The organism is Alphaproteobacteria bacterium (genome assembly GCA_039980135.1).
Lineage (GTDB): Bacteria > Pseudomonadota > Alphaproteobacteria > UBA6615 > UBA6615 > UBA8079.
The window spans coordinates 295,284-315,753 of record JBDXCV010000009.1; the positions used below are offsets into that span (position 1 = coordinate 295,284).

General features: G+C 57.4%; 16 protein-coding genes. 2 read left to right on the forward strand and 14 right to left on the reverse strand.

What is annotated here, in order from left to right; genetic code table 11:
• Positions 1–12: 12 nt before the first annotated feature.
• The 7 genes from ABJ363_11910 to ABJ363_11940 form a co-directional block, all read right to left on the reverse strand.
• Positions 13–1,599: a hypothetical protein gene (locus ABJ363_11910; protein MEP4379698.1), complete on the reverse strand. Its 1,587-nt coding sequence runs from the start codon at positions 1,597–1,599 to the stop codon at positions 13–15.
• A gap of 78 nt (positions 1,600–1,677) precedes the next feature.
• Positions 1,678–2,784, reverse strand: a complete 1,107-nt coding sequence (locus ABJ363_11915) for an SUMF1/EgtB/PvdO family nonheme iron enzyme (GenBank protein ID MEP4379699.1) — start codon at positions 2,782–2,784, stop codon at positions 1,678–1,680.
• 85 nt (positions 2,785–2,869) lie between these two features.
• Positions 2,870–4,420 carry a hypothetical protein gene (locus ABJ363_11920; protein MEP4379700.1) on the reverse strand — a complete coding sequence of 517 codons (1,551 nt, stop codon included), beginning with the start codon at positions 4,418–4,420 and terminating at the stop codon, positions 2,870–2,872.
• Between the two features lie 129 nt (positions 4,421–4,549).
• The gene (locus ABJ363_11925; protein MEP4379701.1) at positions 4,550–5,827 is read right to left on the reverse strand and encodes a hypothetical protein; all 1,278 of its coding nucleotides are present in this window, start codon (positions 5,825–5,827) and stop codon (positions 4,550–4,552) included.
• A complete protein-coding gene (locus ABJ363_11930; GenBank protein ID MEP4379702.1) occupies positions 5,824–6,996 on the reverse strand; it encodes a glycosyltransferase family 2 protein in 1,173 nt (390 codons plus the stop codon). Before ABJ363_11930 ends, ABJ363_11925 begins: the two co-directional genes overlap by 4 nt.
• 50 nt (positions 6,997–7,046) lie before the next feature.
• The gene (locus tag ABJ363_11935; GenBank protein MEP4379703.1) at positions 7,047–8,174 is read right to left on the reverse strand and encodes a hypothetical protein; all 1,128 of its coding nucleotides are present in this window, start codon (positions 8,172–8,174) and stop codon (positions 7,047–7,049) included.
• Positions 8,171–8,839, reverse strand: coding sequence for an O-methyltransferase (locus ABJ363_11940; GenBank protein ID MEP4379704.1), 669 nt, complete (start codon positions 8,837–8,839; stop codon positions 8,171–8,173). Before ABJ363_11940 ends, ABJ363_11935 begins: the two co-directional genes overlap by 4 nt.
• Positions 8,840–9,083: 244 nt before the next feature.
• Here ABJ363_11940 and ABJ363_11945 point away from each other — a divergent pair, with 244 nt between their 5' ends.
• Positions 9,084–9,563 (forward strand): NUDIX domain-containing protein, encoded by a 480-nt coding sequence (locus tag ABJ363_11945; GenBank protein ID MEP4379705.1) that lies wholly within the window; start codon positions 9,084–9,086, stop codon positions 9,561–9,563.
• Positions 9,564–9,605: 42 nt separating this feature from the next.
• Here the strand turns inward: ABJ363_11945 and ABJ363_11950 are convergent, their stop codons facing one another.
• The 6 genes from ABJ363_11950 to ABJ363_11975 all read right to left on the reverse strand — a co-directional run bounded on the left by ABJ363_11950 (position 9,606) and on the right by ABJ363_11975 (position 16,492).
• Complete coding sequence (locus ABJ363_11950) at positions 9,606–10,373, reverse strand: ABC transporter ATP-binding protein (GenBank protein MEP4379706.1); 768 nt, start codon at positions 10,371–10,373, stop codon at positions 9,606–9,608.
• Positions 10,374–10,400: 27 nt separating this feature from the next.
• Positions 10,401–12,170, reverse strand: coding sequence for a hypothetical protein (locus ABJ363_11955; GenBank protein ID MEP4379707.1), 1,770 nt, complete (start codon positions 12,168–12,170; stop codon positions 10,401–10,403).
• Positions 12,164–13,087 (reverse strand): hypothetical protein, encoded by a 924-nt coding sequence (locus tag ABJ363_11960; GenBank protein MEP4379708.1) that lies wholly within the window; start codon positions 13,085–13,087, stop codon positions 12,164–12,166. Before ABJ363_11960 ends, ABJ363_11955 begins: the two co-directional genes overlap by 7 nt.
• 6 nt (positions 13,088–13,093) lie before the next feature.
• A complete protein-coding gene (locus tag ABJ363_11965) occupies positions 13,094–13,867 on the reverse strand; it encodes an ABC transporter permease (GenBank protein ID MEP4379709.1) in 774 nt (257 codons plus the stop codon).
• A gap of 18 nt (positions 13,868–13,885) precedes the next feature.
• Positions 13,886–14,854 (reverse strand): hypothetical protein, encoded by a 969-nt coding sequence (locus ABJ363_11970; protein ID MEP4379710.1) that lies wholly within the window; start codon positions 14,852–14,854, stop codon positions 13,886–13,888.
• A 117-nt stretch (positions 14,855–14,971) separates the two neighbouring features.
• Entirely contained in the window at positions 14,972–16,492 is a 1,521-nt protein-coding gene (locus tag ABJ363_11975; protein MEP4379711.1) for a radical SAM protein, read from the reverse strand.
• 273 nt (positions 16,493–16,765) lie between these two features.
• Between ABJ363_11975 and ABJ363_11980 the strand changes: the two genes are divergently transcribed.
• Positions 16,766–19,417 carry a carbamoyltransferase C-terminal domain-containing protein gene (locus tag ABJ363_11980; GenBank protein MEP4379712.1) on the forward strand — a complete coding sequence of 884 codons (2,652 nt, stop codon included), beginning with the start codon at positions 16,766–16,768 and terminating at the stop codon, positions 19,415–19,417.
• Here the strand turns inward: ABJ363_11980 and ABJ363_11985 are convergent.
• Positions 19,414–20,385: a lysylphosphatidylglycerol synthase domain-containing protein gene (locus ABJ363_11985; protein MEP4379713.1), complete on the reverse strand. Its 972-nt coding sequence runs from the start codon at positions 20,383–20,385 to the stop codon at positions 19,414–19,416. The genes ABJ363_11980 and ABJ363_11985 overlap by 4 nt on opposite strands.
• Positions 20,386–20,470: the final 85 nt, after the last annotated feature.

Genomic DNA, 20,470 nt, shown 5'->3' on the forward strand with positions numbered 1-20,470 from the left:
TGTTAACCCGCATCAGGGCACCTGAACGTAGAAGCACTCGCGCAGCGACGGGTCCTTGGCGCAATCGATGAACTCTATATCGCGAACACCATATAGTTTCGCCAGCCCGCTGCGGTAACTGTCCGCGCCGGGTCCCGATGGCGGCCATCCGATCACCGGCGCATAGGGGATCGGTGTACCGGTTCCCGAGCTGAGCATCATGAAAACAAGCGGATAGCGAACGACTTTGTCGCGGCCCATTTTCAGCAGATCGTCGCGTTTCTCGTAGCCCTCTGCCAGCTTCAGGCCCGGCCCGGTCGCAGAGCTGAAAGCGACGCGATATACCGGGTCCGCTGCGACCAATCCCGCAACCGCAAGAAACCCGACGCCGGCGAGCACCCGCGCGCCCAACAGACGCCGGCGTTGAACCACTCCCGAAGTGCCGACATAGATGCCAAGGCAGAACACGGCGATGACCAAATGCAACCCGGTATAGTTGAGCAGGCGCGGAATCGCGCTTCCCGTTTGCATGTAGCTGCCGACAATGGTCACGAAACTCACCACGAAAAACACCGGTATGGGGACCAGAAGAAAATTCCTGTTGGCGCCCTTCATGAACCTGGCGAGACCATAGCGTCGCGATACGACCACCGCCAACAGGAACAGGATCCCGAATAACGGGCTCGAAACGAGATATGTGTTCGGCACCAGGTTCACCAGATCCGCCGCTGCGCGCGCCATGGCTTCGACGGGTGTCGCTTTGGTGGTGTAGCCGGCCCGGTTGTCGAATGCGTGCACGGTAAGATGCAGATAGACGAACGCACCGGCGATCAGAACCATCACAATGCCCGTGAGATAGACCAAACGGCTATGCATCTCGGGACGCACCCGAATCATTCGGCTGACCCGGGAACCGCCATCTATCGGGCTGCTTCGACGCGCCCATCTGAGGCTCACCAGTCCTGCGGCGCCCACGAAAACGAGGCCGCCTACCACATTCACCTCGTGCGTACCGGCATACAGGACGAAAGCGAGGAGCAGGAGAATGCTTATCCACTTGCGCAATTCCAACTTGGACACGAACAGAAAAAACGAAGCCAGGAGCGCACAATAGAAGGCGAAGCCGGGGAGATAATTGCTCACCACCCAGGCCAGCAACACGTTGCTGAAGACGGGAGCGGATAACGTAAGGCTCGCCAGCAATGTCGTCAGGATCATGGCAACCGCAAAGGCCAATGCGAGCGCAAACGGCATGCGCGGCAGGACCACCCGCACCAGCCATGTGGCCGCGGCAATCGGCAGCAGATAATCGACGAACACGACGATCCGGATCCAGTCGAGGGGCGTCAGCCCGAGGGAAAATGTCAGGTCCGCAAGCCCGCTGTACAAACCGATGAAAACAGGCCGAACCATCGAATAGGTGGCGAACCACTTCGTGGTCTCGATCCACCCACGGTCGAGCACGAGATTGAGCAGGCCGACATCATCGCCGTTGACGAAATTGAACGTGCTGAGCAGCGCAATCGGAACAAGAAGCGCCAGCAAAAGAACCGCGGCAATCGCGAAAACCACGTTCCAGAATCGTTCCGACCCGGCATGTGAATTGTCATTCGCGCGCATGTCAAATCAAGCTAGATGTCAACGCACCCGGCGAGCGTGCCGAACAGAGTTCGGCTGCCTTGCCGCGCGGGAGATACCTCAGGCACAGAATGCGATCCGGAAACCGATATGCGGCCCAAAGGCTTCACGTCCATAATTCAGATTGAGGCAGAATATCCCGCTGCTGTGCAAGTGGTAATAGTCGCCGGCCCTCAGCACCGACCGTTCGCCGAACGAACGCGCCCACAGCCCAACACCGCCGCCGGTCACCTCCGGGTCTGGGGGGAATATTGTGAGGGATTTGAGCAGCGGATAATGGGGGGCGGGGATATCGGTTCCCAGCGAACCAAACGGCCCGGATAGATGTGCGTCCTCGTCGGAATCGCGTTGCAGGAAGTTGTCCGTCGTCGTCGAGAGCTTGGGCATACCGAGATTGCCGGAGTGTCCCGGCTCCACGCCATCGAACTTGAGCGTTCCGGGCGTGGCCGGTTCGACCATCGTGCCGTCAGGCATCAGCGCGCGCCAGGCACTCGAAACCAGGTCGCAGATCGAACCGCCCACGGCGGCATCATTATTGGGGACGATCTGTATTTCCCCGTCGATAAGACGCAGCCCCGCATTCCACTCCCAGACATTCCCGACCATGTCGGCGACGCCGAACGGCGTTCCATCGTGGTTCCAGGAATCCGGCCCCGAACCCGTCAGCGTTCGCGGTGTTTCGACACCCTCCTCCGTTATTCGATCGGGCGTCAGGACACCCTCTTCTTCCGGCGCGTCATGGGCCTTCCCGGCCACCGTATTGCCTCGCGGCAAACTACCCGCCTTCCACGCCTCCAGAGCGAGACACGCCCATTCGGCGTTTGTCATGAGATGCCAGCCCGGGCCCTTTGCGCTCGCCGCCTGTGCGGCCTCGTCGAAGTTCATGTCGATGGCCGGGTCCAAATGGGGCAGCGATACCGCCGAACCCGATACCATCGCGGCCTTGTACTTGCCGACGAAAACATCGCCGACTTCGACGCCATGTCGCACGAATGCCGGCTGTACACCCGTTCCGAGCGACGGATCGATGTCTTCGAGATTGACCTTCGGCAGCAACACCATCACCGAAGGGTTACCGTGAATGTCATAGAGAACGGTATTCCGCCCCGCGGAGGCTTTTTCGACATACAGGCGAAAGCTGTCGGGTATGTAGAAATTCAAAGACATGTCGATCCAGCCCCCACTTCCGATCCTGTCCTAACGCGCCGCACCGGATTGGCGGCCCTTGTTCGCTCTTCTACACCATTCGGTATCACGGGACATCCACATAGAAACACTCGGCGATCTCCGATGTTTTCTCGCAGTCGACAGGCTCAATGCCGCCAACACCATAAATCTTCCGGAGCCGGGCCAGATAGTTCCGCGCGATTTCACCGTCCGCATGCATTCCCACGATTGGTGCATAAGGAACCGGGCTCCCGCCTGTATGCGACAGAAACAGAAAGAAGACCGGAAATTTCACGGTTTTCCCGGCGCCCAAATACAGAAGATCTTCGCGGCGCTGCAGGCTCTCGGCAAACTTGTACCCGGAATCCACCGCCGATCTGACGACGGTCCGGTAAACTGGATCGTTGACCGCCACCACGATCACCGCAAGCAAACCGACCATGGTGAGAAACCGCCCCGCCAGAAGACGACGACGCATGACAAACCCGCTGGTCCCGAGAAACACCGCCAGTCCGACGAGCGCAACCGCGAGATGCATGGCCGCAAACATCGTGGCGCGTGGCTGCAGGTTGGCCGTCTGCATGTAGCTGCCTGCAAACGTCATCCAGCTGACGGCAAAGAAGACGGGTATCGGGACGAGGAGAATCCAGCGCTTGTGTCCGCTAAAGAATTCGCTGGCCCCGAATTTGCGCGCCAGCAGAAGGACAACCACGAACAGAATGAGCAGGTATGGACGGTCGACGAGATAGGATACCGGCAAAGTGCCAGCCAGGTCCGCGAACGCCGTGCTGAAGCTCTCCACGGGCGACACCTTGTCCGTGTAGTCGACACGGTACCCGAAAGACACCACGTTGAGATGCAGGAAGATCATCCCCACCGTCATGAGGATCGGCAGGAATACCGCGCTGGTCAGGGTGCCCCGCGACACTTCGCGACGGCGCGTGTGCGGAAAGGCCGACAGAACCGACTGGCCGCCCGCGGCACCCTCCAAACTGGCGAGCCAAACCAGTCCGACAATCACGAGGCCCCCCAACAGGTTCACGTCGTGGGCGCCGGCGTAGGCCAGAAAGGAAAAAAACATCAACAGGTGGGCCCGGCGCCGCTGCGGATTCTGATACAAGAACAGGAGTGCACACAGGACCAGGCAGTAAGCGGCGACAGCAGGAAAATAAAGGACCACGACCCAGGACAGCAGCAGGATGCTGCCAACCGGTGGCGTATCTGCAAGTGTTGTTATCAATACCGAGAATATCAGGGCCGCCGCGAGTGCCAGCGACACGGTCGCCGGCACCGCAGGCATGACCATGCGCAAAAGGGCGTAAAACGACCCGACGATCAGAAAATAACTGAAGCCGACACTGATCTTTTGCCAGTCGAGCGGTGTCAGGCCGAGTGCCAGATTAAGCTCCGCGAGGCCCGCGTAAATGACAAAGAATGTCGGCCGCACAAACAGATGGCCCGTGAACCAGGACACCGTCTCGACCCAACCGTCCTCCATCACCCGCAGGTAGAGCCGCGACGATTCATCATTGATGAAGTTGTAGGTGCTCAGCGATGCGATCGGCAGGAGAAACAAGCATAGCGCCATGGCCACCAGCGCAAATCCGAGCCACCAGATTCTCGACTGGGCGCCCATCAGGAAATGGCTCCCGCATTTCGCGCAACGGCCTGGCCGGCCCGGCCAACCGAGACGTCCGAGGTGGCGAGCCGAAACCAGTGCTTGTGGTGCGCGAAAGGGTCCACGTCGTGAACGGTCATTTGGGAATCAGGCCAGACGCGCGCGCAAACGGCGCCATATCGGCATGACACCGGGAACATTCCGCAGTTTCTGCAGACGTGCCATCCGCACGACAGCAAAAAGCAATTTTAATTTGATGCCGGCGCCCTCGGGGGCCACGGGCGGCGGCGGAGCCACCGGCTCGTAGAAGCTGTGAAAAACAGGCTCTCGCCAGCCACGGAACCTGGCGCGCCGCCGGGCGCGCGCGGCGTACGCGGTCTCATCCTCGAACCGCAGAATGGAATCCGGCGTCGCCAGCCGGTCCCGGATCACGTCAATTGTCTCGGCGCTTTCCGCTTCGACGGCTTCCCACAAATCCTCATCCTCAATTGCCTGGCCGTGCCAGCGAAACGGAATGGTCGAAAATTCTCGGTGGATCAGCGCTGCATATTCCTCCGCCCAGTGCGCAATATGTACCAGCCGGATAGGTACATCGAGCGGTTGTGGCGGTGAGGTTGGGGTCCGGATGCTGCACATCGCGAACTCATCCGAATCGCGCGCGAAATATACGCCGTCGAGCGAACGGAAGAGCCGCGGTACATATTCTTCGTCGAGGCTGACAATGAACTCGTTCAGATAAAACGGATTGTCGCGCTGGACCCGGATCACCAGCGGATGCAAATGAAAACATCGAAACAGCATCCCCTCATCGGGGACATTCCAGATCATGTAGGCCGGGCCGATATTGCTCCGCTCACCACCCATGATGTAGCCCGATATCATCGGATGAAAATGACGTGTCGATGCATCGACCAGGAGACGCGGCGGAATTTCGATCACCGCACCTTCACCCGTCGGCGTGATCACCTCATTCTCGACGATTGCCGGGTCATCGAAGATGGATTTGAGAACGGCGGGAATCGGGAACATCACCGCATCCTTGCCTTCAACGATGCGCCGTGCGGCGTTGGTGATCGTTCCGGTCGCGCAGATAAAATCCGGGTACAGAAAAAAGATCGCGTCGAAATTACCCGACCGTTTCAGAGCTTCCAGCTGTGCCATGCTGGCGCCGATATACTTGTTGTGCCGCGGGATCTTGTCGATCTCCACATACTGCACATCGATCAAACGCTTCAGGCGACGCATGATCGGTGCCGCTTCGAGAATTTTGCGATCCTGCGCGGTCGTCAGGATCATGTACTGGGACCCTTCCAACCACGGAAAACCCGAAAGATTTCCATAGGCGAGCTGGGTCGGAAGCGACTGCTCCAGAAACTCCCGCACATAGCTCGGTCCCCAGACAATCAGGGGGAATAGAAACCTCATGGTAAATGCACCTCAACCTGATCGTCCGCCCATTTGCTCATCTCGCGATGCCAGTGGTGAACGCCGTAGCGATCGATCTCACGTTTCACATACCGCGGCAGCATACTGGACGGAAGACTGCACAACGCCAACAGCCGCAAGTTTTCACGCGATAGCGGCACACCATGCTTGATTGCGGTTTGCAGGAACTTCCAACCTCGAATCTCGGGCTTGAATATCTTCCGCATCTCCAGAAGCGTGCCGTCGCCGAACCAGCCAAGCTGGTAACCCAGCTTGTTGCGGACATAGTTGAAGATTATCGCATGCTTCATTTTCTTCTCGAAGTACCGCAATACGAGCTGATCGTAGGGGTCCGCATCGCGTAGCGGTTTCGAAAACGCAATGTCGATCGATACCAGGCAATCATTCATATGCAGCAACTGCGTGCCACGGAAACTCGCGCTGCCGATATCGACATTCGCGGCAATTGAAGGCTTGTCGAAATAGTAGGAATTTCCCTGCGTGCCGACCCCGGTCGTCAGTTCGTAGCCTGCCTGCCAGCGTGATGCCTTCCGGGCCTGAAACACACCCGCACGCTCAAACGCGCTACGCCGGTACACGGATGCCCCGGTCAGGATATTGCGGGTGACGGGCATCTGTGCCTGCAGGTCTAAAAAATCGTCGCGCGGGATCAGGCCGTCGGGGAAAATCCCCTTCATGAACAGCCCGTTCGCAATTCCTGGAACCCATTCATAATTCCACGGTTCTTCGATGTGCGGAATTTTCCGAACCGGGTCGGGATAGATCTGGACCTGCCCGCCCATGACCTGGACCACGGACGGGTCCGACTTCATGACCCCCATCGCACGGCTCAAGAGACTCTTCGACACCCAAAAATCATCATCACAAAGGTAGATGAAATATTCGCCCGTGGACCATTCATAGACAAAGCGTCGAAAGATCTCGCGATCCCCAAGCTTCGATCCGACATTCTTGGGCAATCGAATATAGCGAATTCTCGAATCGATTTCGGCTGCGGCGTTGACGACTTCGGGTGTCGCGTCCGGCGAGCAATCATCGACGATGATCAGTTCGAAATCCTCGAAATCCTGTTTCAGGACTGAATCGATGGCGCGCTGGAGGATGCCGCAACGCTGATATGTCGCGATCAGAACGCTGACTTCAGGCATCGGACAAATCGGTCACTGGGCGTGATTGAGCGGCGCGCGCGATCCTCATGCTAGAGCCCGGTGTTTCTGTGCATGAAGTAGCCGGAGCGTCGCTGGCGCGCCTTGTAGGCATCCGGGTCTTCGATCGCGAGAAGGGAGTCGGGTATGGTGAGGCGTTTGCGCAAATTTTTCATGAAGCGCCGCGCTTCGACGGATTTCTCCTCCCATTCGGAAGACGTCATATCGCGGTAATGCCAATAGAATTGCTGGCGGGTGAAGTATCGGAGGATCAGGCTCGAGCTCTCCTCGGCCCACAATGCCGCGCGGGCCAGGTTGAGCCGGCTACCTTCCATCGGGTGGGGAGGATCTTCGACGCTGCGTGTGCTGCACATGGCAAGATCGTCAGAATCGTTGATGAACGCCAGCTTGTCGCCAATTGTGAAGACGCGTGAGATGAACTCGTCGTCCAGGCTGATTTCGAAGTGACGAAAGAACTCCGGATTATCCTTTTCCAGAAGCAATCCGGTCGGATGCAAATGAAAACTGTGAATGATCTGACCCTGGCCGATGATCGGCCAGACAAAGAGTGCGGGCCATTCGGCGTAGACCCCGCTGTCGGTCTCGTAACCGCGATTGACCGGATGGGGATAAAGGATATCCAGCTCGACGAGCTGGCGTGGCTCGATACTGATTTCCTTGCCCTGAGCGGTCCCGACCTCCATTCCGTGGGCTCTGAACAATCCCCCACAAACCGCTTCCTGCGAAATATAGGGAATTGGGCACAGCACCGCGCGGTAGCCGTCTGCAAGCTTCTCGGCAACCGTCCGCAAGGATCCTGTCGAGTAGATGAAGTCGGGATACAGGAAAAAGATACCGTCACAGGTTTCTGCCGCACGTTTCATGCCCGCAGTCTGCGCGATCGAGACCCGATTATACTTATGGATATCGACAGAGGTATCGACCTGGATGTCGTCGATGAACATCACATCGACTTCCAGCAGACGTTCCAGGCGCTGGTAGGTGGCCGCTTGCGAAATCTCCGCAAAATCCTCCCGGGTGGTCATCAACTGATACACAAAGTGCTCAGTCCAGGAATTCTCCAGAAAGTTTCCGCGTGAAAACAGTGTCGGCAGCGAGTGGTTGACCAACAAGTCGACATAGGTGTGCCCCCAAACGACTGTGTTGAGCGCAAATCTCATTCATCACCCACAACCCGGTTCTGTGTACCGGGTTTCATCAGCAGCAACATGCCGTTCGACACGGGAAGAAGGACGCGCCGCCAGCCGGAAAGCTCCTTGGCGCGCATCAGAGCAGCATGCACACCGCTTCCCTTCTCGGTCGAAAAATCTGCATTCATCACATCGCCATGGAACAGCGCATCATCGATGACGACGATCCCGCCCGGAGTGACGGCATCGACAACCATGTCCAGATACGCGGCATATGCCTCTTTGTGACCGTCGATGAAAACCAGATCGAACTTGCGATCAGCCACCAACGACGGCAGCACTTCATCTGCACTGCCGTTGATCAGCTCGATTTTGTCCGACAGACCGTTGCGCTCGAAGTTTCGCCTTGCGATCGCCGCGAACTGATCGAATTTCTCGATCGTCACCAGGTGCCCGTCGTCCGGCAGGGTCTTTGCCATATATAGCCCGGACACCCCGATGAACGTGCCTATCTCCAATATGGAACGTGCGTCACGCAGGGTTACGAGGCATTGAAGGAAGCTCAGCGCCACCGGGCTCGAAGCCATTTCCTCGATCGTTTGTGAATCCGGCACCTCAAGATCGAAGGTATCCTGTGGCAATCTCAGGTCACAAACGTCGAGAATGAGATCGAATATGGATTGCTCGATGGGCACATCCGCATTCGCATACAGGTTGGCGTTGAATGCCTGGTTTGGAAGTATTTTCTGCCAGCTTTCCATATCGCCCCTGCGCTGTCACAGCCCTGTAGGCGCAACACACGAATTTGCCCACGTTACGCGCATTTTCCGCACACATGCTTATACTTGAAGGCACACGATTGTTGCAGTGCTAGTTTACGTTTTTGCCCCGTACCGACGGCGAAAAAGAAGACCCCCGCGAAAGGTCAGGACCGAAGCATTGGACCGGAACCATGTATTCATCACCGATGATTCGACGCTCGTACCCGATGACGCGGCCGTCGCCATAATCCGCGACGACGAGGGCAAATACCTGCTCCAGCACAGAGATGAGAAGCCCGGCATCTTTTTCCCCGACCATTGGGGTTTCTTTGGCGGCGCCCTGGAACCCGGGGAGACACCGGCTCAGGCATTGATTCGGGAACTGGCCGAAGAGCTTGATATTCACGTCGAGGAACGCACACTGAACCAACTGACCGTGTTTGGCTTCGACTTCGAGTTTGCCGGCGGCCCGAGGATCGACCGAACCTTCTTCGAACTTTCACCCGGCAACGACCAGCTCCGATCGCTTGATCTCGGGGAGGGCCAGGATTTCGGTTTTTTCAGCGGTGACGAAGCACTGACGCGACTTCGCTTGGCACCGTATGACGGCTTTGCACTCTGGATACATTCAAATCAGGACAGGATTGCGCGCGGCTAACGCAATCGCCCGCGGCCGGTCTCACCTGCGACGGCGAACTGCTCAGTGGCTGCTAACTTCCGCCACCCGCTTTGCATAGACTTCGATTGATTCTTCGACCGCACCGAAATGAACGAGGTTTCCTTTTTCCAATACAATCGCCTGGTTGCAGAATTTTCGAATGATGTCATTGGAGTGAGACGCAATGACAAGAATGTTCGCATCCTCGAGCATCTGCTCGAGGCGCTCGTTGGCCTTGTTCATGAACGCCGCATCACCCGCGCCAATGACCTCGTCAAGCAGCAGAATGTCCGGCTTCAGGGCGGTAGCTACGGCAAACGAAAGACGCGCACGCATGCCGGATGAATAGGTGCGAATGGGCAGGCTCAGAAAGTCCGACAACTGCGTGAACTCTTCAATATCGGGCAGCGCGTCCTCGATCTCGTTGGCGGTCATACCGAACACCAATCCTTGCAACCGGATATTGTCTCGGCCCGTAAGATCCTCGTCGAGCCCCAGGGAGATGCTGAAAAGAGTCGAGATGATGCCGTCTGTCGTGACCGATCCGCGCGTCGGCGCATAGATATTGGCCATCACGCGAAGCAGTGTGCTTTTACCCGAACCGTTATGCCCGAGTATTCCCAGGCGTGTACCTTCGTTGATGTCGATACTGATTCCGTCCAGCGCCGATATAATCAGCTGGTTGCGCGCCGTAATTCCCAGTTTTCCGCCCAGAAATTCACGGAAAAACTCGGGATGCAGCAACCGGTTCTGGCTTACATGGCTGATGCGGAAATCCATACCCACATCTGTCAGCTTAATGGACGGCATTGATCTACTTCTTCGGGTCGCGGGGCGTCAGCGCCACGCCATATCGGCGCGCAGCTTGTCGTCAAATTGTTCGATGGTTCTCTCGGCCTGCTCATCCGAAAGCACCTCCGTCCAGTTCATATCCTTATCCACGGGCACACCTTCCCACACACTGTCCGGCACACCCAGCGTGGCTGCAATCTCGCGACGCCGGTCCGTGTTGTCACCATCGGCCTCACTCATGAGGATGATCGGCCAGTTGGGACGTTTGTCGAAAAACTCGATCCACCCCTGAATCCAATCTGCCATCAATGGAACAAAGTTCTCGATCTGCCAGTCGACCAGTTCCGATGCATTTGTAAACTGTCCCTCCTGCAAGGGCGGGCTCAATCCCGCCTCAACAATCTGAGACTGCCCCTGATCCTCGAAGTAGAGGCGCGTCCGTCTGGCGACGATCAGCCGCGGGTCGCTGACATGTACGATCACCGCCGCGAGCGCCAGTTTCAGGCCATCGAGATTCCTGGGGGAGGCGTCGAGATACGTCGCCGCAACGCATCGTCGGTCCTGGAGGAACGCATCCGTCGACAGCAGATCGTTCGGAAAGTATCCGTTGCACAGTTCCACCGGCACAAACTCAGCCGCATCGCGCATCGCTTCCGCAAGTGACTCACTTCGCGAAAACGGCAACCCCGCGATAACGATGTGACTGTCATGGAGTGACGGGCTGTCCGCATCATCGTCCGCCGCCGTCCGCAACTTCCTGAGCCGTTCTATTTCCGCTTCCGCCTCGACGAATGCGTGTTTCGCCCCCGCAAGCTCCTCGAGCGTTTTCTCATGATCGGCAAGAACCTGTGCCACCTCGTCGCTCACGTCTTTCTGCAGACCGGCGACGAGACCACGGACTTCATCCAGTTCCGTACGCAACTCGGTTTCACCGCGACGAGCTTCGTCGGCCGAAGCCTGCAACGCACCAATCTGAGGTTCGAGTTCATTGACGCGGTCGCGCGCGGCCGCCAGTGCCGCCGTTAACTGGTCAATTTCAGCTCTCGAAGCTTCGGCCAATTCGCCAGCAGCACGGAGTTCTTCACTCTTGCGCTCCAACTCCTGCTGAATTGCGCTGGCATTCGCGCGCGCGTCATCGAGTTCAGCCGCGCGCGCCGCAATGTCTGCTTCCAACCCCTGCCGCGTTGCTTCTGATTCCTGCAATCGGACCACCAGAGCCCCGTTCTCGGCAGACAATGCTTCAGCCCGTTCGGACAATTCGTCGGCCTGTTTGGACATTTCGTCAGCCCGTTCGGACATTTCGTTAGCCCGTTTGGACATTTCATCAGCCCGTTCGGACATTTCGTCAGCCCGTTCGGACGATCCGATCGCCCGCGCAGTTGCCTCTTCTGCTTCAATCCACGCCTTCCCGCGATCTTCGAGGATTTCAACATGCTTCTCGTAAATTCTGTCGATCGCCTCGAGCCCCTGCTTCAACTTGCCGCGGAGACTCTTAACTTGGCGTTCAGCCTGGTCGGCCCGGACGACCACGGCAGCCAGTTCATCAGACAGCGATTCGTTTTGACCGAGCGTCTCGTTGCGTTCGCCCAGAACCCGGTGGAACTCATCGTTTTGCCGCGCAAGGCTCGAAGCAATCTGATCACGATGCGCGATGATGTTCTCAACTTCGGCGTCACGCATATCTGCCTCCGCACGAAGCGCTTCGATCACGCGCATCGCATGCGAATGACTGTTTCGCACCTCCTCGAGTTCGACGATTTTTACGGCGGTGTACCCGAACTCGCCGAGAACCCTTTGTATGCCGCGCCTCAGCATTCGGGCGCCCCCTCATCTGATTGATCTTCCGCCCGGTCGTGGCGCGTTGTTCCATCCGCGCTGGTGATCGCATGCTGCAGTCGTGCGGTCAGACGTTCAACAACGTCTGGTTCATGGCTGTATCGATCTTGCAGCTCCTGCACGATGAATTCCACCGCATAGGCCGGATCACGAACCGCTTGCATAATATCGAACGTCTGCCACACGGTTTCGATCCGCCGACGGTCTTCGGTATCCAGGTCCGAGATATTTGCAGTCCCCATCTTGTGTACATGTACCGGGGAAGGCCGATATTTCCAATCGGGATTGACGAATTTCCCGATTTCGTGGACGGCCTCTGGTTCGCTCAGATCCTCCGTGGCGATCGTCAGGACATTTCTGAAAAGGTGGATGTTCTTGTCGGTCAGTCGTGTTTGCTTGTCGACAAACCAGCCGAAACGTTCCCGCAGGCTGATGGCGCGCCATTCCTCCTCGGACATTTCGTCGAAATCCGGTGCGGTCAACCGCTGTATCGTTCTCATCCCTGGGAATTCACTCTCGTCGAACGAACTGTAGCCCAGCCAATGCTCCGGATCGATTTGAGACTGATTCTCAAGGGAGCGTGAATGCGGTTCGCGCTGTCGAGTGACGCGAATGATTCGGGTGTCCGCGCCCAGAACCGCTCGGACTGCAGGCAGTGCGAAACCGAGACCATGACTAACTTCGAAACGTTGTTCCCATGACATCATCAGGCCGTAAAGCGGCGCAGGGTCCGACTCACACACATAGGCCCTCAAACTGGGCCAGAGATCGAATGTGTCCGATACATACCCGCAATAGGACAGGCTCTCGTTGTTGAAGAAGAGGTAACTCTGAAGGATGTTGCGTAACGATGTTGATCCATCGCGCGCCTGACAAACTGCCACACATTCAACCATGGCGAACTAGACCCAACTCGCAGCTCGGCGGTGATATCGTTCGTACAGCGGAAGTGCGAGAGCCCAGCCGACAAGCGTCACCGCGCCCACAACCATCCATGTCTCACTTTGCGGACTCTTGCCCAACAGCGGCAAGCGCGCCAGATCCAGAAAATGCGCGAACACGTTGAGCTTGACGATTATCTGGGCGTCACCGAGCGTCTCCGAAAACCAGAAAATTGGCGTCACGAAAAAGAAAATCAGCATCACGTTCTGGATGATTTGCGGAATATCCCGGTAGCGGGTGCATACGACACCCAGCAACAAAACCACCCAGACGGCGTTCAGGAGGTAGAGCAGCAGCGCCGGCAGAATCAACAGGGTGTTCGTATTCAGCGGCAAGCTGAATATGAAGAATACTGCAATGTAGATGATGAAATTGTGCGCAAAGAGGATGGCATTGCGCGCAATGAACCGAAACACATGAACAGACATGGGCAAGTTGATTGCCTTGATCACATGCGCACTGCCGGCAAAAACCGCTGTTCCCTCGTTGACGGACGTTGAGATGAAGGTCCAGAGAATCAGGCCCGTCGCCAAATGGGGCAACAGCGCATGGGTTTCAACATTCCACAGGATCGAAAACACACCGCCAATCCCGACCACCGATACGCCGAGGCTTATGGTGGACCAGAATGGTCCGATGACCGATCGGCGATAGCGTTGCTTGACGTCGATCCAGGCCCAGTTCAGCCAGATACGCCAGAGCAGAAATCCACGAATAACGTCCTTGCCGATCATGACTGCGTAATTGCCGGTTCACGCTGCATGGTCGAAATCCAGCACCACACTGGCGCTGCTCTCCGGCGGCAACTCGACAGGCTGACCAAGCAATTTTCCGGCGCGCGTCTTTGAGCGCTCGTTGACCGCCAAAATTGGTGCGTTGGCGGACAGTGAAAATTCCGATAGATCGCTCCAGATGGCCTCGTTCAGTCTGTCCGCCTCCGTTTCTTTCACCTTCTGATAAAGTTCCAGATCGGCATCGACAAATTCTTCGAACAGCTTGCACAGCTCATCGTAGCGCAGGCGATACTCAAACTGCCGCTCCGCGCTCCCCTGGCTGTGGATGCGCGGGAAGGCCACGCTGGGGAAATTGTATCGAACCAGATAGGCACGTACGAACTTCTCATACTCGTCGAGCGTTCCCACCAGGGTAAAATCGTTTGCGACGTTTGCTATCGCCGCATCGACATGCGAGCCCGAGAGGGGCTCATTGCGATCGACATTCCCGAGTATTGTCCGGGTCATGTAATTCTTGACGAGAACCGGCCCCTTGAGAAGCTCGTCGGCATTCCGCCGTATTCTTTGCCCGACCACATCAATGAGTTCGTCGATCGTCGTCGCCACATTGTGACTGGACAGATTCATGAACAGGCATTCCGAAACCAGGCGCTCGATCGGGTCGCGCAGGATCGTGACCGCGTCGATGGCACCGTAAGCGCGCGCTTCTACATGTAGCGGTGCATGGCCGAACATGAAGTTCCGACGTTCGGCCTCAAAAACCGAATTGTACAGTTCGCCGCAATCGTGGGGAAACCGCGCGGCACCGCTCATCCAGACATGGGTGAAACCAAACCGCGCGCAGAACGCAGAATTCAGCGTTGCAAACGTCCCGCCTCCACATTTCTGCAGATGGACGAAAGCCACGCTGCGTGCATCCAGTTCCGGTCGCCGGTCCGGATTGTAGTGCGGGTTGATGACAACGGTGGTGTCGTCCGGGCTATTCACGGCAAGCATCCTGGCAACAGATCGGGCAGACCGTCCAGAGACCGGATCGCGCAAAACGCAATGCAGGAGTCACAACCTCAGGAGGGTCCGTCGCCGGCAATTGATTTGAAGATGTGATTATTTTACGTAGACCGATTCTGCCAGTTGCAGTCCCATTTTTGCCTTGCGGACAAACTCGTGGAAGCTGCTGAGTTTCCGAAGTTCACGCACAACGTATCGCGGGCGAAAGTAAAATTTCTGGACGGCGTCGTTTCTGATCTTCTTCAACTCATCCAGCGATGCGTAGGTCTCGATAATCTCGGGCGGCAGGAAATTGGGGACCGGGCGGCACGCATATTCGCCCCAGAAGTCCGCCTTGATAACCCCCATGGAAAGGCCTTCCGTGTACATCTCCGTACCGGCATAGGGGATCGTGATGGAGAATTGGGCGTAGTCGGCATCGAGTTCCTTGGCGAACTCGATGGTCTGGTACATGTCGGCTTTTGACTCGTCGAGATTGCCGAACATGAAGTAGGTCAGAACCGTCATCCCGGCGTTCTTTGCCAGTCGCACGGCATCGCGTGCCTGGTCCAGCGTGATCTTCTTCTTCATACGGTCGATGACATGCTGCACACCCGACTCGATTCCGAAATGAATTCGGCGGCAGCCGGCCTTGTGCATCAACTCGAGCAGGTCATCATCCACGGACGCCGACGAAACCCTGTCGCGGATGGCCCATTCGACTCCCAGATCCGCTTCGATGAGCGCCTCGCAAATTTCCCGCAGTCGTTTACGCGACCAGGTGAAAGTGTCGTCGTAGATCTCGACTTCGCGGATGCCCAGTGCATGAATCTCGCGAAACTCGTTCACAACACTCTCCGCCGAGCGGGCCAGGTTCTTCTGGAAGTTCAGTTTGCAGAAGGTGCACCGGTGCGGACAACCGCGGCTTGTGATCATGGTCGTCACAAACTTCTGTTTACCGAGCACGGAACTGTAATTCTTTATCGGCAGCAATGTCCGATCGGGCTGCGGCAGGCTGTCGAGATCGCCCTCGACGAAAAAGACGTTCTGGACCGGTTTGATCCCGTGCTCCTTGAAATGCAGCCCGTCCATGGAATTGTCCAGAATGCCATGGGACACCATGTTGCAGAGGTACAGGAAAGGTGTTTCACCATCACCGCACACAACGCTGTCGACGAACGGCACGTCGAGCGTCTCTTGCGGGTAGATGCCCAGATGCGGCCCGCCGTAGCAAAGATGTGTGTCCGGCAGGGCCTGTTTGATCAGCTCCCCTGTGCGGTAGGCCGGATACCAGAAGTCGGTCCAAGCCGAAATTCCGACGACATCGGGACCGAACGCAACGGCCCGCTCGACGATCTCGTCGAACGAAAGCTGTTCGGCAATCGTATCGATAACCTCAACAGTGTGCGGCGAATTCTTGGCAATGTTGGTCGCGATGTAGAGAATTCCGAGCGGCGGCTTGTAACCGATCCCCTCACTCCCCTCCTCGACCTGCGGCAGAAAGGACTGCACACCTTCGATCGTCGGCCCCTGCAAAAGCAAAACCTTCAGCGGGCGCGCGGCAGTTGTCATGTGCACAGGCGCGCTGTCCGCGGCGTGCTTTGCCTGCACCAGAAAGGACTTCAGGGTATCACTCATGCCTTCAACACCGCGCCTTTATCGTATCGGAACCAACGCTCGAATCACCCGCCGGCTCGCGGCGGCGGAGAGAAGCAATTGTTTCTGTGCTCTAAACTTGCAACCAACTCGATTTTATAGCCGTTAACGCGTTCGAGGTCACCAACTATCCTTTTCTTCCGGCGCTGGATATTGTTGCAAACAGCCTAGGAAAACCGTGGCAAAACAGCATATTCACCGGTCGGCATTGCAAAATCCGGCGCCGAGCATTTCCACGTGGACACCCGCACTGCCATGACCGCAAAAACACCTGAAAAGCTCGCCTGGTGTCATGTGGACATGGATGGCCTGGAGGCCATTTACGCGCATCACGGGCGCGAACTGAAGTCGGTCGATCCCGACCATTACTTTGCCAGCGCGGTCGAACATTCCCTCGAATTCTTTGCAGAACATGCCATCAAGGCGACCTACTTCGTTATCGCAAACGACCTGGCGAAGCCGGAGCGCCTGCGTGCCGTGCGCCAGGTTGTCGACGCCGGCCACAATCTGGCGTCCCATTCGATTTCGCACGTAAAACTGCGGTTTCAGTCACCCGAGGTAAAAAAGACGGAAATCTTCGATTCAAAGAAGATCATCGAGGATGCCACCGGTGCACCCGTTATTGGATTTCGGGCGCCGGACTATGAAATCGACTTCGAATCGCTCGAACTCATCGCGCAAGCGGGATACCGCTACGACACGTCTCTATTCGCCGACTACAGTTTTTACGAAAGGGTCGGCCTCTACCGTCTCTTTTCGGGGCCGTTTGAAGTCATTCCCGAAAGCGGACTGATCGAACTTCCCATGCCGCGGCGCGGCCTCGGAATGACGCCCTTCCATCCCTGCTATGCTTTCGTCCTGTCCAGGCACTACCACCGAATGGCCCTCAACAGGTTCGCCCGCAGCCATGACCACCTCACCTATCTGTTTCATCTGACAGACTTCGCCGACAAAATCGGGCTGCGGGGCGACCTCAAACTCAAGATCTACACCAACGATATGTCATGGAGCCGCAAGAAGCCGTTTCTAGATACGCTGGTGGGTCAACTCCGATCGCGTTACACGATTTCCAACAGTGAAGACTTCATTGCCGATTGGCCCGCACATTCGCGCGCACGCGCACCACAAACGATTCTCGGCCTCAGTACGACCCACGAAACCGCCGCATGCGTGGTCCGGAACGGCGAAATTCTGAGCGCCGTTTCCGAGGAACGTATATCGCGCCGCAAATTCGATACGCAGTACCCGCCGAAGGGCGCCATTCGCGATGCCATCACGAGCGCCGGCATCGCGCCAGCAGAGATAGACGCGGTGGCAATCGCCGGACTGCAACGGCGCGATCTCGTCACGCGGTCGCTGAAAAGCCAGATCGCCGACATTCGGGATTTCCACGGAATTAGTGACTATCTGCCGCATTTCGCAAAATTCTTTTACCGGCTGTATTACTTTCTCCGCGCCAATCAATATGGCCGTGCCCTCTCGTTCCTGCGGGACGAGTTCGGGATTACGCCGCAGGCCTATTTTATCGAGCATCACGAGGCACATGCTTCGAGCGCATACCGGACAGGCACCACAAAGTCGGCTGTGATCATGACGGCCGATGGTGTCGGCGACGATATTTCGGTCACGATTTCCCACGGCAGAGCCGGTGTCATCCATCGTGTCTATCACCAGTTCTACCCAAACTCCTTCGGCCAGTTCTATTCAGCTCTCACACAGGTAATCGGGTTTCGCGCAAACCGTCATGAAGGCAAAGTCACCGGTCTCGCGGCTTACGGCATGGAGAACTCGGGCGCCCTGGAAACGATACGAAGCACGGTCAAACCGAGAAGCGAATTCGTTCCCGACAAGCGCTACTATTGCGAGGGCTTCCCAAGAGGACTGAGCATTCGAACATTGTTGACCCGGGGCCTCGGCACTGCGGCACGTTCGTTCGACTACCGGAACTACAAAGCGCCCTTGCGGCGACTGCTTCGCGGATACCGACGAGAGGATATTGCTCAGGCGGGCCAGCAAATACTCGAGCACGACGTCGGGCGCGTACTGATCGAGCACGGACATCTGCCAGACTCGGAATTCGACCTGGCACTTGCCGGCGGCGTTTTTGCGAACGTCAAACTCAATCAGGCCATGAGCAATATCGAGAACGTCCGCTCAACCTATGTGTTCCCGAATATGGGCGACGGAGGGCTTTGCATCGGCGCCGCCCTCGCCGTCACCGCGGCTCCTATTGTGCCGCTGGCCGATGCCTATCTCGGCAACCGGTATTCGGATGCCGAGATCGCCGACGCGATCGAACGGCATGACTGCGGACCCGTCTCGATGCCGGAGAGCATGGCAGAACGCGTTGCCGACCTGTTGTCCGAAAAGAAAACAATCGCGCGATTCGACGGCCGTATGGAGTTCGGCCCGCGAGCCCTCGGCAATCGATCCATCCTGTTTCACTGTGCCGATGCCACGGTGAACGACTGGCTGAACGAGAAGCTGGGGCGCTCGGAATTCATGCCCTTTGCACCTGTTTGTCTGTATGAGGACGCCGACGCCTATTTCCGGATTCGGCCCGGAGACCGCCGTGCGTGTGAGTTCATGACCATCACGGTTGATTGCACCGATCACATGCAGGCCCAGTGTCCTGCCGCGGTCCATGTGGATGGCACCGCCAGACCGCAGCTTTTGCGCCGCGACACAAATCCGGAACTCTATGCAATTATCGAAGCCTACAAGGCGCGCACCGGCGTTTCCTGCCTGATCAACACGAGCTTCAACATGCACGAAGAACCGATCGTCAGAAGCCCCGACGACGCGCTGCGCGCGTTCGCCGCGAGTGGCCTGGACTACCTGATCCTCGGCAACCGCCTGATCGCCCGGGCGCCAGCGTCGGCGCCGTTGCAAGCGAATTCCGCCTAGATGGACCGGCGCATGCGTGCAAATCGCGCAAAGAACAGCAACCCCGGAAGCGACCCCAGAAACACCCCGGCACCGACCAGCAGTGACGCCGCAACCGCCTGGCTCGGATCAATGTTTCCGACCGAGGTCAGCAGCACGACGGCCACCGCCTCGCGTGATCCCCACCCGAGGTAGAACACCGGGATGTTCTGGGCAATCGACAGGCTTGGCGCAACCGCAACCAACGCCCAATATGGCGATTGCGTGATACCGAGCGCCTGTAACGCCAGCCAGAGCATGGCGCCGTACAACATGACAGACATCGCCGCGAGAATGACCTGCCGGACCAGATATCTGGGCCTGACAATATTCCCGACAAGTCGTTGCACCAGTTCGTTGATGCGAACGACCCACGGCCATGGGACGCGGTTGTGAAAAGCGGATATCGAAATCGTCCCGATGAACAGCGCAACCAGAGAGCCCCAATAGAAAACCGCCTGGGTGAACAGATATTCGGGCGCATCCGCGTCCTGAAACAGCACCAGAATCGCGCCAAAGAAAATGAACCCCAGAAGCGCGATGACGCGGTCCTGGAGTGACAATTCGACGGCCCGCGACGGCGAAATTTTCATCTCGGCCCAAAGCACTGCGGCACGCACGCCATCCGCCATGACGGCAATCGGAACCATATATCCGACGATCGCGGTAAAGAAGTTCAAGCGCAGCAGGAAGGCGACAGCCATTCGTCCGCCCGAGATTTGCTCGAAGATGAGGTTGATGCGAATGGTGGTAAGCGCAATCATCGTGGCCGCAACAAGCGCAATAAGCGGAAGGAAACCGAACTGCGCCGCCCCCAGGATCGAGAGCAACCGGGGTACGTCAATGAAGAACGCCAGCAGACCGAAAGCGATCAGCGTCATAACCAGAGGCACCAGCATTCTCAACCGCGCGCCGGGCGCACGGGAGACATTCACGTCATCGTCCGACATCCGCGCGCTCCCGTATTTCTACCGGGGCCAGAACCGGGTTGTGGGTCGGGTCGGAACGGATATGGTTTGCTGCGGAATTCATCGT